Origin of the sequence: Scytonema hankhaensis NUACC26, from assembly GCF_045865695.1 — a bacterium.
In the GTDB taxonomy this organism is placed as follows: Bacteria; Cyanobacteriota; Cyanobacteriia; order Cyanobacteriales; family Nostocaceae; genus Scytonema.
Map to the genome: position 1 here is coordinate 1 of NZ_BAACAP010000076.1, position 13,524 is coordinate 13,524.

The following is a 13,524-nucleotide window of genomic DNA, read 5'->3' on the forward strand; positions in this document are numbered from 1 at the left end:
AGGTTGGGGAGCCACAAAAAGTGCGGGGGTTTCCCCCGTTGAGTGACGTGGCGTTTGAGGAACGAAACCCAACATTTCATTAAATTATTGTGTGTCATGAGGAACGAACCCTTGTTTTCATCAAATTATTGGGTGTCACTTTGTTCTACCTAACCAACCCAGTTTCTTTCGGTTATTTCATCCGCAGGAAACAGACATTCAATCCGCAGTTCCTGAAGCGTAATGTCATAGGGAGTACCTAGTGTAGCGATTGTCGAAAAAAACTGTAACTCCAAACACTCTCGCTTGAGATGAACGGTAAGCAGCAACGCATTTTGTGGTGTTCTATGAGAAGTTTGCCAAATCTCCGAAACACCAGGATAGCTCATCAGTTCGTTCAGTAATGCAGTAGATTGCTCGCTTTCTCCGTCTATGTTAGGCAACACATCACCACATGCATTGACTTCTCTATGTAGTCGTTGAAGTAGATGATTTGCAAAGTCTTCCCAGTTGACAATAAATGGGCGCAATCCTTGCGGATGGAACATGACTCGCATTAAATTAAGTTTTCCATCCACATAGAAGGGGGTTTGCAATTTGTCTAAATCGATAAAAGTTGTGAGAAGTCGAGTAGCTCCATAGTTGGTTAGCAACAAATTCCAATAGCGATCGACCACGAGTGCAGGTAATGGTTCCTGTTGCTTCAGCATAAAATCAAGTGCTTTACGAATCGAGGTCATTTCAGGAGCTGATAGGTCAGTTTCAGCATGGATGGGAGCAAATCCCGCCGCCGTAAGCATCAGATTTTGCTGTCTCATCGGAATTTCTAGAACGGTTGCTAGTTGGATAACCATCTCCTGACTGGGTTTCGCTCGTCCTGACTCTAGAAAACTAATATGCCGTTGGGAAACTTGACTTGTCAGTGATAGATCGAGCTGACTGTATCCGCGTTGCTCGCGCCAATGTTTAAGGAGCATTCCGAATGAGTCAGATTGGCGAGCGCTAAAAGCAGTTGAACGTCGTTGCATAGCAAGAAGTGTGAGGAAGCTAACTGTGATTACCTCAGAGGTAATTGCTTCTATTATCTCCCTTTGGCACGATTGAGGCACACAGACTCAAAGGTAAACAATCGTGATGAAGTCAACAAATGTCTCAACAACACACTCTGTCAACTCCATAAAACCAATGTATCTACTGCTGACTATTGCAGGAGCAATTGCACCTTGGTATTGGCTGCTTCAAGATCCATCGGTGCTGTTATCTCCAAGTTTATTTCTACAAAAAGCATTTGCAAACAATGTTGCCACCGCGCTGACGAACGATTTACTAATTTCAGCACTTGCTTTCTTTTATTTTGCCTGGATTGAATTGAAGCGATTGAGTGTTTCTCGATTATGGATGTTTGTCTATGTTGGACTAACCTTTGGCATTGGGCTTTCTTGCGCCCTACCATTTTTCCTATACAGTCGAGAACAAAGTCTCGAACGCAATTAAGTATTACAAGTTAAGAGCTAGTTCTTAAGTTAGCGTCTTAAAACCTCGATCTTTACTGGTGCAAGTTGGAAAGTTATCGGAAACTGTAGTTATTGCTGATGTAGCTATCAACAAGGCAAAAGAACTTGTATGACGAGCTTCTTTTAGAAAGGTTGTTTTCGTGAGTAGCGTTTATTGTCATAGTTGACTTTCATGCAAAATTATGCATTAAACGCCTTTGCAAGAACATATTCAATTTTTTGGGGGACTTACCCATGACTAACTCTGTTATTAATCCTATTGAACGTACAGAAGTAACGCAACAACTTTCTGAAAATATTATTCTCACGACTGTAGACGACCTATACAACTGGGCAAAGATGTCTAGTTTATATCCCTTAATGTTTGGGACAGCCTGCTGCTTTATGGAATTTATGGCTGCTTATGCTTCCAGATTTGATATGGAAAGATTTGGCATGATTCCTCGTGCAACTCCCCGACAAGCAGACTTGTTGATTACTGCAGGTACAATCACCATGAAGTATGCCCCAAACTTGGTGCGGCTTTACGAACAAATGCCAGAACCAAAATATGTCATCGCCATGGGAGCATGCACAATTACTGGTGGTATGTTCTGTACCGATTCCCCTTCTGCTGTTCGAGGCGTAGATAAGTTAATTCCAGTCGATGTTTACATACCGGGATGTCCTCCCAGACCAGAGGCTGTTGTTGATGCCATTATTAAATTGCGGAAAAAGATTGCTAATGAGAGTATGCAAGATAGGCATCAAGTTCAGCAATCTCATCGGTATTACAGCACTACTCATAAAATGAAAGTTGTTAGCCCTATTAATGATGGGCAATACTTGAACAGTGCAACACGAGTTGCATCACCACAAGAAATCACTGCAGCTACAGGGTTGGAATTACCTTTAGTTCTTCAAACTGCGCCAAACTCTCGCAATTTGTAATTGGGAATTGGGGATTGGGCAATTAGTCAATAGACATTTGTCATTTGTCATTAGGTATCATTTTTTCTCTCACTCCCTAATCCCCTATCCCCAAACTATGGATATTGCTGTCTTTTCTTCCCAAGAACTACCATTGGTGCTTGGTGCATTGATAAATGTGGCAGCTAAACCTGAAGCCTTACTACCACAAGAGTATCAGTTTTTACACATTATCAATCAATTGCATCAATCTTGTGTTGCTGTTAATGACTTACGCCCGATCGCACCAAGTCAAATTGCTGAAATTATTACCGCTCCTCATCAACGCAAATACTTGCTTCAAATGGCAATGGTGATGGCAATGGTGGATGGAGAGATTAAACCTCATCAGCAGAAGATATTGCGATCGCTATGGGATTTCATCTCTTAATGGCGAGCCAGCTTAAGTTAGAGTAATATTTAACCGCAGATAAACGCAGACGAACGCAGATAAAATATGTTTGCTACAATTCAAAAAATTAAAGCTCTTGAAGCTCATAGAAAATCTAATCATCTTGGTGATTTTGCTATTCTAAAATCAGATTTATTAGGTGCAAAAGTAGAGCCGACAGTAGCATCTAAATTGCAACGAGTTGTCGGATATCATCCCTATATTAACTTGGAGGAATTGAGCAAATATCCTCAAGAAACTTAAAGATTTAGCTAATAACCATTAACAATGACAGGCGAGACGCCTGTCCCACACAACTAACAACTAAAAACTAACCACTAACCAAAACATATGATTTTACTGCAAGAAAATTTCCTTAACCAAAGCGATAATAACTTACCTCCAAGAATACGCGAACCAAAATTGCTTCAAATCTTCTGGGGTCTTCTACAACAAAAAGATTACCTTGAAACAATGGCAAAGCGCTACGGAGATATCTTTATCGGTGAATTTGCTGGTTTTCCAAGTTCAGTAGTCATTAGCCATCCTCAAGGAATTCAAGAAATTTTCACAGCTGATGCTAAGTTGTTTGCAACAGCTCCTGGTAATAGCATTATGGAACCTTTGGTAGGGACAAACTCTTTGCTATTGTTGGATGGCGATCGCCATATCCAAAGGCGCAAGTTGTTGATGCCTCCCTTCCATGGTGAGAGAATGCGAGCTTATGGTAATCTTATGTGTGATATTACCGATAGAGTCATGAGCAAACTTAAGGTTGAGCAAACATTTATAGCTCGTGAGTCTATGCAAGAAATTTCTATGACTGTTATTCTAAAAGCCGTTTTTGGATTGCAGGAAGGGGAGCGTTACGAAAAAATTAAAATTGCTTTAATTGATATGTTGAAGTCTTTTAATACTCCCTTGAAAACCATGTTTTTGTTTCTCAAGGTATTACAACACGATCTAGGCTCTTTGAGTCCTTGGGGATACTTTATACGGCAAAGAGAAGCTCTCGATAAATTAATTTACCAAGAAATTCAAGAACGGAGAAATCAGCCAGATTCTTCTAGGGAAGATATTTTAAATCTTTTACTATCAGCTAGGGATGATGCAAATCAGCCCATGTCAGATGTTGAGCTACGCGATGAATTAATGTCCATGCTTTTTGCCGGACACGAAACAATAGCCACAGCTTTATCATGGGCATTATACTGGATTCACAGCTTACCAGAAGTCCGCAAAAAACTGCTACAGGAATTGAAATCCATTGATGTCGAGCGTACCGAATCTACAGAAATAGCTAAATTGCCCTATTTAAATGCTGTTTGTTCGGAAACTTTGAGAATGTACCCGGTTGTTTTCTTCACTCAAGTCAGAATTCTCCAAACCTCAATGCAGGTTATGGGTTACGAGATACCAAAGGGTATGATGTTGACACCTTGTATTTATTTGGCTCACCATCGTCCAGACATTTATCCAGAACCCAAAAAGTTTAAGCCTGAGCGCTTTTTAGAACGACAGTTCTCTCCCTATGAATATTTGCCGTTTGGTGGTGGAAACCGTCGCTGTCTTGGTATGGCTTTTGCTTTATTTGAGATGAAATTGGTTTTGGCAACGATTTTGTCTCATTACTCATTTACACTTGCTGAAAGCAGTCCCGTACTTCCTGCTCGTCGGGGTCTAACGTTTGCACCATCTAGTGGAGTTCGTTTGATGGTACGGGGTTGTCAATAGATTTGCATTTTGTAGACGGGCTGGATGCCCGTTCTACGGAAGTTATAGCTGTTTTTAATTGAGTGTAATATATCAATTGGTTAAGGAACCGCAGCCTCCAGCAGATGGACGCTGATAAATCTGTACTCTGTCTTACTAATTCGATAAAATGTTGGGTTTCGTTATAATTCGATAAAATGAGTATCGGAATTTGAATGTGTTGCCAGATTTCAGAGAATTAGTATTAGGTTGATAGTCACGGAGCAACAAGAATATTTACTAACAATAGCAAACTATAGAAGACATGACTTTCTCCATCCAAACTCTAAAATCTAAGCTCCAAAATAGTATGAATTGTTGCGATCGCATTCTCAACATCACACACCACATAGACATTTCCTGGTGACATTTTTTGGAAGAAAACTTGGCTTTCTTCATCATCCGACAACAAAATTACCTTTTTACCTGCTTTCAAAGCCAGAGCAATTTCTGATGCAGTTCCCGCACCCATACCACAAGCAATTACTACATCTGTAGACAAGATATTGATATTATTTCGAGCATTTCCCATATCAGTAAAAATAGCAATATCAACTGCCTCAGAAATCCCATCTTCTGTTTTACCGGGAAGAATACCGATAGTTAAACCATTGGCAGCTTTTGCTCCCTGATTTGCAGCTTCCATAACTCCAATATTTCTACCACCAGTTAGCAAAACCCAACCTTCTAGAGCAATCCGTTTCCCTATTTCATAAGCATTTTGGATATCAATATCTTTGGCGTGTTCTCCAGGTCCCATTACCCCAATAACAATTTTTCTCGACATTATAGGTTTGCATTAAGTTTATAACTTCTCCTACTATAATATTCACTGCAATAAGAATCTGATAAAGTACTGTAAGAATCTGAAAGAAGTCAAGCATTAGAACTCAGTTAACTTTAGATAAAGCCAGGAGAGTCTAATACAGACAGCAGTGCGTATAGAGTAATTTGCAACTACTCAAACTTTTACCGATCTGATATGAACTAAAAAGGATATCGAAGCTTGAATAGATCCATTTGCTGAAAATGCAGTGATTGATTTTCCTGGTGTTCTAGAGTAAGAATCTGACAAATTGTTGTAAGAATCTGAAAGCAGTTCAGCGTTGGTATTCACTACACTTCAGATAGAACAAAGCGATAAAGATTTGCGAGTCATGTTCAAACCAATTCATGGCTGTATGAAGATAATTTTTAACATATTTCTTCGGAAAATTTACCAGTAGTCAGTCATAAAAAGAACCTAAGAACTTATAACCTTTCCTATTTATCCGCGTCCATCTGCTACAGGCTGCGGTTAATTATTTTTTATTTAAACTGATTTGTTTAAAGTTCCCTTCGTGGCATTTCTCGCACTATGGCTTCCTATACGTCTGATACCTCCACGTTCTCGCTGAAACAAGTTTGTCTCTTGGGTATCAGTTAGTAAACTTCTATTTGCTAGTAAGGGAAATGTTGGATGTTTTAACCCCAGGATTAACCAGAAGTGAATAGAGGTAAGTAACATCCAACTAACAAAGTTAAAACAAATAAATGTTTTGACTTTTTTCAATGTAATCATCTCAATTTTTCCGATTCAACTAGCAGATTTTAAGGCATCTAAAGCTAGATTTAATTTCAAGACATTTACCCCAGGTTCACCAAATATCCCAAGAAAGCGACCATCAGTATTTTGACTAATCAAAGTTTTTAACTGTTGGGGTTGAAGTCCTCGTATCTTAGCAATGCGGGCAACTTGTCCTCTAGCGGCTTCTGGTGTAATGTGGGGATCGAGGCTAGAACCAGAGGTGTAAAGTAAATCGGCAGTAGGTTGTACGCCTGCTGTTTTTAATCGGTTCAAATCGCCTTCAACCCGCTTGCTGGGATCTGGATCGTCTTTGCCTTTGATGCGTTCTAGCAATGCCGGATTACTAGGAGCTAGGTTACTAGCACCAGAAACTCCTGTTTTAAGAACTCCCGCCTCATCTTTCTTTGGCTCGGCAGTGCTATAACTCGTAGTACTAGGACGAGAATTAAAATAGCGATCGCTACTAAATGGTTGACCAATTAAGGTAGAACCCACAACTTGACCTTGGGCATTTTTTATCAAACTACCATTGGCTTGAGATGGAAAGATAACCTGTCCAAAAGCAATCATCACGAATGGATAAATGATTGAGCTAATCACCCAAAGAATTACAGTAGAACGAATTGCACGGCTAGCTTCTGTGGCAAAACTCATTAGAATTTCTCCGGTACAAACATGACAAAAAACAAATATGTAGAAAGACCCAAAGTCACGAATCCTAACAGCCCTAATGCCCAAGCTTGAAAGTGGGAAAATTGTTCTCTAGTAGCTGCATAGACAACAGGCGCAACTAGAAGGTTCAAACACATTGCCAAGAAGAGATACAGAGGCAATTTTTGTTTGCGCCATTGCAACCAAATTTCATCGACTCCTGTGACTATTTGAGCAAATACTTGAGGTAAAAGAATGTTTACGAGAGGAGGTTTCATAGTAGTTTTGAGTGACTAAATTAAGACAAAGGTAAAATGACATCAATGAGTTTGATGGCAATGAAAGGAGCAACAATACCACCTAAACCATAAATTAAGATGTTACGTCTTAATAGTTGGTCTGCTGTTAAAGGACGAAATTTGACTCCTTTAAGCGCCAAAGGAATGAGTACGGGAATAATCAATGCATTATAAATTAGCGCTGAGACGATGGCAGACTGAGCGCTTTTAAGTCCCATAATGTTCAGTGCGCCAATACCAGCAGCTGCAAAAATAGTCGGGATAATGGCGAAGTATTTAGCAATATCGTTGGCGATAGAGAAGGTTGTTAATGCCCCACGAGTAATAAGTAACTGTTTGCCAATAGTGACTAGATCGATTAACTTAGTGGGGTCAGAATCTAAGTCCACCATGTTAGCAGCTTCTTTAGCAGCTTGCGTACCAGAGTTCATAGCTAAACCTACGTTGGCTTGAGCCAGTGCGGGTGCGTCGTTAGTACCATCTCCAGTCATTGCTACCAGCTTACCTTGAGACTGTTCGGAGCGAATGACGCTAATTTTAGCTTCTGGTGTGGCTTCGGCAATAAAGTCATCAACTCCGGCTTCTTTCGCAATTACACTGGCAGTAATGCGGTTATCACCTGTAAGCATAACGGTTTTAACACCCATACGCCGCAATTGGTCAAAACGTTCCCGTAAACCAGGTTTAACTATATCTTTGAGATAAATAACACCAAAAATTTGGTCATCTTGACAAACGGCTAAGGGTGTGGCACCTAACCGAGAAACTCGCTCATAGGCTACATCCACGTCATCAGAAATACGACCGCTACGAGAACGGACAAAACCCTTAATCGCATCCACTGCCCCTTTACGAACTTGCTTCCCGTTGGGTAAGTTAGTACCGCTCATCCGAGTTTTAGCCGAGAATTCCACACCTTCTGCTTGTTTGGGGTCGAAATCAACCTGCACGCCAGAATTTCCGGCTAGCGTGACAATCGACCTACCTTCTGGTGTGTCATCAAATACACTAGCAGCTAAAGCAACTCGTGCCACATCTGCAACTGTGTAACCATTGACTGGTATAAACTCATCAGCCATCCGATTTCCTAGAGTAATCGTACCTGTTTTATCTAGTACTAGAGTATTAATGTCACCACAAGCTTCAACGGCACGTCCAGAGGTGGCAATGACGTTAAACTGAGCAACTCTATCCATACCAGCAATACCAATTGCACTAAGCAATCCACCGATAGTCGTGGGTATTAAAGCGACCAACAGTGAAATCAAGATCGCGACACTGGCACCTGCACGCAAACTATTTCCGGCTTCTACCCCAAACACCGTGCTGATAAAGTTGGCAATGTAGCCGACAAAGGGAGGCATGGTTGCCACGACAATTAAGAAAACTTGTGTCAGTACGGCTAACAATACTGTCAAGGCAATCTCGTTAGGAGTTTTCGATCTTTCTGCTCCTTCTACAAGGGAAATCATGCGATCGATAAAACCTTGACCTGGATCGGCTGTAATCCGAATTGTTAGTTCATCCGAAAGTAGACGTGTACCTCCTGTCACCGAACTGGCAATATCTGTACCTGGTTGCTTGAGTACGGGGGCAGATTCTCCAGTAATTGCTGACTCATCCACCGAACCTATGCCTTGAAGGACTTCGCCATCAGCAGGAATCATATCATTGGCAATGACTTTCACCACATCATTTCGGCGTAATTCTGTGGAGTTAACCTGCTGAATCGAACCATCAGGCAGTAATTTGCGAGCAATAGTATCAGAACGTGTCGATCTTAAAGAATCTGCTTGTGCCTTACCACGTCCTTCAGCGACTGCTTCTGCAAAGTTAGCAAACACAACTGTGAAGAATAGAATTAATGTGATGATCCCATTTAACAAGCGTTGCTGGTTAGGGTCTACCTGTAACGTGCCAAATAAATTTGGGTCGAGAGTTACCAGAAAAGTGACAATTGTTCCTACCCAAACCACAAACATCACTGGATTTTTGACAGCAATACGGGGATGGAGTTTGACGAATGACTCTTTGATTGCTCTTTGATAAAGTCCCCGCATATCTGCTTTGGGTGTGTGTCTGCGGGAGTCACGAGCTCCTTGAGGAAGGCGAGGCGGGCGGGTTGATGGAGATGGATCTATATTAACTGTCATAAATTATAGAGACAAGGGAGACAAGGGAGGCAAAGGAGAAAGGACGCAAAAAATAATTAATGTCCAATGACAAATGACAAATGCCCATTTATCCAATACCTCTAGCAATCCAGAAAGCTTCACCAATAGGACCAAACGCCAAAACTGGGAAGAAAGTCAACGCGCCAAGAATTAAAATTACGCCTGCGGTTACGCCTGTAAATAATCCTGTGTCCGTTCGCAATGTACCTGTAGTAAAAGGAACTTGTTGTTTGCGAGACATCCCATCTGCCAGTAATAGCAGTCCAATAACTGGGATGTATCTTCCAGCTAGAAGACTGAAACAAGCACTTAAGTTCCACCACAAGGCAGTTGCAGTTGTTTTTGCACCAGCTGTAATAGCTATAGGTGAAGGTTGGGAATCGCCTAAGCCTTCAAATCCAGAACCATTATTAGCTGCGGCAGAAGCGTATTCATATAACACCTGAGCAAAACCGTGAAAGCCAGGATTGCTGATTCCTGCTATTTGGTCGGGAAATGCTAGGGTAATTCCTGCCGGAATCATAATGGCAATAGGGTGAACTAAGAGAATGAGAAAGCTCGCAAGGACTACCTCGCGTTTTTCTATCTTGCGTCCGAGAAACTCTGGCGTGCGTCCTACCATCAAACCCGTAATAAATACAGCCAAAACCAAGTAAGCAAACAAGTACGCTGTTCCCGTACCTTGTCCGCCCCAGATGATTTGCAAGAACATATTCGAGAGGGTGACAAAACCACCGTTAGGCATGAAGGAGTCGTGCAAACTATTAACAGCACCACACATTGTTCCAGTAGTAGTGACTGCAAATAATATTGACTGCGCCCAACCAAATCGAACTTCTTTACCCTCTAAATTTGGTTGCGTACTGCCGAGAAGTGTATTGACTGCTGGATTACCGTTATATTCGCCAATGGCAGTGACGATCGTAAATGCGATATAGATAACACCTACCATACCGTAGACTAACCATGCTTGTTTGGTGTTGTTTGCAAACAAACCATAGGTATAAATCAGAGAGGTAGGAATTGATATCATCGCCACAATCTCAATTAAGTTAGAAAACCCGTTGGGATTTTCAAAAGGATGGGCTGAGTTGATAGCGAAAAAGCCGCCACCGTTTTCTCCTAGTTGCTTAATAATTTCAAAATGAGCTACGGGACCGCGAGCGATCGCTTGACTGATATTAGGATCTTCTAAAGTCGGAAATACAACCTGTCCTGCAAGGGTTTCGGGAACACCAGCTGCCATTAAAGCAATTCCACCTACAATACAGATAGGTAGCAAAACCCTTGTAATTGCGCGAATTAAATCTACATAGAAGTTGCCCAACGGTCTACCAGTCAAACCCCGAATGAAAGCTATTCCTACTGCTAAACCAGTTGCGGCTGAGGTAAACATATGATAGCCCAAACCCCACATTTGGCTGGCATAGCTGAGGTAGGTTTCACCAGAGTAGTGTTGTTGGTTGGTGTTGGTAATAAAGGATATGGTTGTGTGTAATGCTGTATCCCAAGTTGGCGCACCCAATTTTGTTGGGTTGAATGGCAACCATTCTTGACTCATAATGATGAAGAAGATCAGCAACCCCATGACAACATTGCTGTACAGGATAGCTCTTGCATACTGCCAACCTGTCATATCTTCTTTAGTTGGAACGCCAACTAAGGAGTGCAGGACTCGTTCAATTGGATTTAAAATTGGATCGAGAAAAGTGCGCTGTTCCCGGAAAACACGCGCCATATATCGACCAAAAAATGGAGTTATTGCTACCACAATGAGTAGCGTTAATGCTATTTGAAGCCATCCCTCTAACATGAGTTGTACCAATTGGTAATCCGTAATTCGTAATTTTAAAATGCCAATAATTAATTACAAATTACTAATAGTTAATTTAGTTACATTATCAACTCATTAATTAGTTAAAGGCAAGAGTTAGAAGATATAAAATACAGTTCATTTTTCTTTGTCTAGTGTTTATTTTTCTATATCTAGTGTTTATTACGTTTAGAAGAGATCTAAACACTATTTTATGTATCAAATTTTTCAGATGAGTTTATAATATCGGTAAGGACTGCCGAGCGTAAATTCTTAAGTTCGTAATTATGAGAATATTTACCCCCCTTAATCCCCCCTTGTAAAGGGGGAGACGAGAAAGCTAGTTACCTCCCCTTGATAAAAAATCGACTAGCTCTTGAATGTCAAGTTCCTTGAGTGGAAACTAGATTTCCGGTTTCCTCCCCAATACATCGGGGAGGGTTAGGGTAGGGTAAAACTAATGCTGAAATCTCAGTTTATAAGCTATTTCAAACTATCAAAAGTATAATCTAAATGATTCTATTTATAAGCAAATTACTGAATAAAAACTTACAATTAAGCAGATTGACAGTCATATTAGGGCTATTTGTTGCTGTCATAATTATGGAGTTTGAAACCCCCACTGAATATGTGTTTGGATATATGTATACAGGTCCAATATTATTAGCAAACTCCTGGTTCGGGGGAATTGCAACTTTTCAGGCGACAACTATAGCTGTGTGCTTAACAATTTTGAATATTTTTGTACCTGAGGATGAAGCGCTCGTGCCATCCATAGTTGCTAGTAGAGCGATCGCCTCAATAGCTTTGATTGTCACTGGTGTTTTAAGTCATCGCCTGCGTCGTTCACAAGAAGCGATCGCTTTCACTCGTGCCAAGCTAGAATCTCAAGAAGAATTAGTCAAACTCCGAGAAGATTTTGCCTCTACACTCACCCACGATCTAAAAACACCACTACTAGGAGCAATTGAAACTATCAAAGCATTTCAACAAGAAAAATTTGGTCCCGTCTTCCCAACCCAACAACAAGTGTTGGACACAATGGCACGCAGCCATAAAACTTCTCTACAACTTGTAGAAACTTTGTTAGATGTCTATCGTAACGATACTGAAGGTCTAAAACTAGACTTAGCACCTGTAGATTTGACTAACTTAGCAGAAGAGGTGGCTAGTCGTTTGATTGAATTAGCCGCCAATCGTCGCGTTCATATCTCGGTTAGTTATGGCGATTCTGATTGGCGACGTGCATTATGGGTTCGAGGTGATGCACTGCAACTAGAACGAGTTTTAAATAATCTTTTAGTGAATGCAATTAATCATTCCCGGCGCGGTGCTAGGGTAGAAGTCGTCTTGGAATCACAAATCTCTTACCAAGTGGTGAAGATTCTGGATACAGGTGTAGGTGTTCAACCAGAACAGTTACCTTACTTATTTGAACGATTTTATCAAGGGCATAGCTCGCGCCAAGCCAAAGGTTCGGGATTGGGGCTTTACCTATCTCGCCAAATTATTGAAGCCCATGGAGGTATAATTTGGGCAGAGAACAGAGCATTAACTGGTGCTATGTTTGCTTTCAAACTGCCTGTTTACCATTTCAATCTGTAAGTGCGTAAAATGTCCCTTATCCCAATAAAAATTCTGCTTGTTGAAGACGATGAACTCTTCCGCTTGGGTTTATGCGTGCGATTGCAACAAGAACCTGGGTTAGAGATTGTCGCTGAGGCTGAAGATGGTGAAACAGCGATCGAGTTGGTTAAGCAAATACCTCTGGATGTGGTGCTGTTAGATGTGGGTTTGCCAGGAATTGGGGGAATTGAAGCTTGTAGACAAATTAAACACCAAAATCCTCTGCTACCAATTTTAGTTTTCACTTCTCATTCGCAAAAACATCTCATTACACGCTTGATTGAAGCAGGCGCACAAGGCTACTGTCTCAAAGGAATTGCTGCCGAAAAATTAGTTCTAGCACTGCGTTCTGTGGTGGCGGGTGCTTCTTGGTGGGATGCAACTGCAACACAAGAAATTCGTTCTTCCTTGAGCTACGAACTATCTCAACCTAAGCCAGAAAACATAACAAAGCCTTCCAATCCGCTAACTCAGCGCGAACAAGAAATTCTGTCACTGTTAGCTACCGGAAAAACTAATCAAGAAATCGCTCATGAATTATACATCGCACCTGGAACAGTGCGCGTTCATATTCATGCAATTTTACAGAAATTAGAAGTGAGCGATCGCACTCAAGCTGTGGTGATTGCTTTGCAAAAACGCTTGATTAATACGAGTTTCTAGACAAAGACACAGATTTATCCGCTACGGGCTGCTACAGGCTGCGGTTCCATAACTTTTTTATGTATTGCACACAATTGAAAATTGCTATAAATGTTGGGTTTCGTTCCTCAAACGCCACGTCCCTCAACGGGGGAAACCCCCGCACTT

Annotated in this window: 14 protein-coding genes; 7 read left to right on the forward strand and 7 right to left on the reverse strand. The window is 41.2% G+C overall.

What is annotated here, in order from left to right:
* Positions 1-149: 149 nt before the first annotated feature.
* The gene (locus ACKTT2_RS02320; protein WP_407883565.1) at positions 150-1,088 is read right to left on the reverse strand and encodes a helix-turn-helix domain-containing protein; all 939 of its coding nucleotides are present in this window, start codon (positions 1,086-1,088) and stop codon (positions 150-152) included.
* A gap of 25 nt (positions 1,089-1,113) precedes the next feature.
* Between ACKTT2_RS02320 and ACKTT2_RS02325 the strand changes: the two genes are divergently transcribed.
* The 5 genes from ACKTT2_RS02325 to ACKTT2_RS02345 all read left to right on the forward strand — a co-directional run bounded on the left by ACKTT2_RS02325 (position 1,114) and on the right by ACKTT2_RS02345 (position 4,566).
* Entirely contained in the window at positions 1,114-1,473 is a 360-nt protein-coding gene (locus tag ACKTT2_RS02325; protein ID WP_407883591.1) for a DUF2834 domain-containing protein, read from the forward strand.
* A gap of 254 nt (positions 1,474-1,727) precedes the next feature.
* Entirely contained in the window at positions 1,728-2,423 is a 696-nt protein-coding gene (gene nuoB / locus ACKTT2_RS02330; RefSeq protein WP_407883567.1) for an NADH-quinone oxidoreductase subunit NuoB, read from the forward strand.
* A 97-nt stretch (positions 2,424-2,520) separates the two neighbouring features.
* Entirely contained in the window at positions 2,521-2,832 is a 312-nt protein-coding gene (locus tag ACKTT2_RS02335; protein WP_407883569.1) for a hypothetical protein, read from the forward strand.
* Positions 2,833-2,898: 66 nt separating this feature from the next.
* The gene (locus ACKTT2_RS02340; RefSeq protein ID WP_407883571.1) at positions 2,899-3,096 is read left to right on the forward strand and encodes a hypothetical protein; all 198 of its coding nucleotides are present in this window, start codon (positions 2,899-2,901) and stop codon (positions 3,094-3,096) included.
* 87 nt (positions 3,097-3,183) lie between these two features.
* Positions 3,184-4,566 carry a cytochrome P450 gene (locus ACKTT2_RS02345; protein ID WP_407883573.1) on the forward strand — a complete coding sequence of 461 codons (1,383 nt, stop codon included), beginning with the start codon at positions 3,184-3,186 and terminating at the stop codon, positions 4,564-4,566.
* 304 nt (positions 4,567-4,870) lie between these two features.
* Here the strand turns inward: ACKTT2_RS02345 and ACKTT2_RS02350 are convergent, their stop codons facing one another.
* The 6 genes from ACKTT2_RS02350 to kdpA all read right to left on the reverse strand — a co-directional run bounded on the left by ACKTT2_RS02350 (position 4,871) and on the right by kdpA (position 11,088).
* Positions 4,871-5,371 (reverse strand): SLOG cluster 4 domain-containing protein, encoded by a 501-nt coding sequence (locus tag ACKTT2_RS02350; protein ID WP_407883575.1) that lies wholly within the window; start codon positions 5,369-5,371, stop codon positions 4,871-4,873.
* A 525-nt stretch (positions 5,372-5,896) separates the two neighbouring features.
* Complete coding sequence (locus ACKTT2_RS02355; RefSeq protein WP_407883577.1) at positions 5,897-6,145, reverse strand: hypothetical protein; 249 nt, start codon at positions 6,143-6,145, stop codon at positions 5,897-5,899.
* 15 nt (positions 6,146-6,160) lie between these two features.
* Positions 6,161-6,805, reverse strand: a complete 645-nt coding sequence (gene kdpC, locus ACKTT2_RS02360; RefSeq protein WP_407883579.1) for a K(+)-transporting ATPase subunit C — start codon at positions 6,803-6,805, stop codon at positions 6,161-6,163.
* Positions 6,805-7,080 (reverse strand): potassium-transporting ATPase subunit F, encoded by a 276-nt coding sequence (locus tag ACKTT2_RS02365; RefSeq protein WP_407883581.1) that lies wholly within the window; start codon positions 7,078-7,080, stop codon positions 6,805-6,807. The genes kdpC and ACKTT2_RS02365 overlap by 1 nt, the downstream gene beginning before the upstream one ends.
* 20 nt (positions 7,081-7,100) lie before the next feature.
* The gene (gene kdpB, locus ACKTT2_RS02370) at positions 7,101-9,254 is read right to left on the reverse strand and encodes a potassium-transporting ATPase subunit KdpB (RefSeq protein WP_407883583.1); all 2,154 of its coding nucleotides are present in this window, start codon (positions 9,252-9,254) and stop codon (positions 7,101-7,103) included.
* Between the two features lie 88 nt (positions 9,255-9,342).
* Positions 9,343-11,088 (reverse strand): potassium-transporting ATPase subunit KdpA, encoded by a 1,746-nt coding sequence (gene kdpA, locus ACKTT2_RS02375; RefSeq protein WP_407883585.1) that lies wholly within the window; start codon positions 11,086-11,088, stop codon positions 9,343-9,345.
* 513 nt (positions 11,089-11,601) lie between these two features.
* On the opposite strand from kdpA, the gene ACKTT2_RS02380 reads away from it, so the two are divergent.
* Both ACKTT2_RS02380 and ACKTT2_RS02385 read left to right on the forward strand, forming a co-directional pair.
* Entirely contained in the window at positions 11,602-12,693 is a 1,092-nt protein-coding gene (locus tag ACKTT2_RS02380) for a sensor histidine kinase (protein WP_407883587.1), read from the forward strand.
* A 9-nt stretch (positions 12,694-12,702) separates the two neighbouring features.
* A complete protein-coding gene (locus tag ACKTT2_RS02385; RefSeq protein WP_407883589.1) occupies positions 12,703-13,377 on the forward strand; it encodes a response regulator transcription factor in 675 nt (224 codons plus the stop codon).
* Positions 13,378-13,524: the final 147 nt, after the last annotated feature.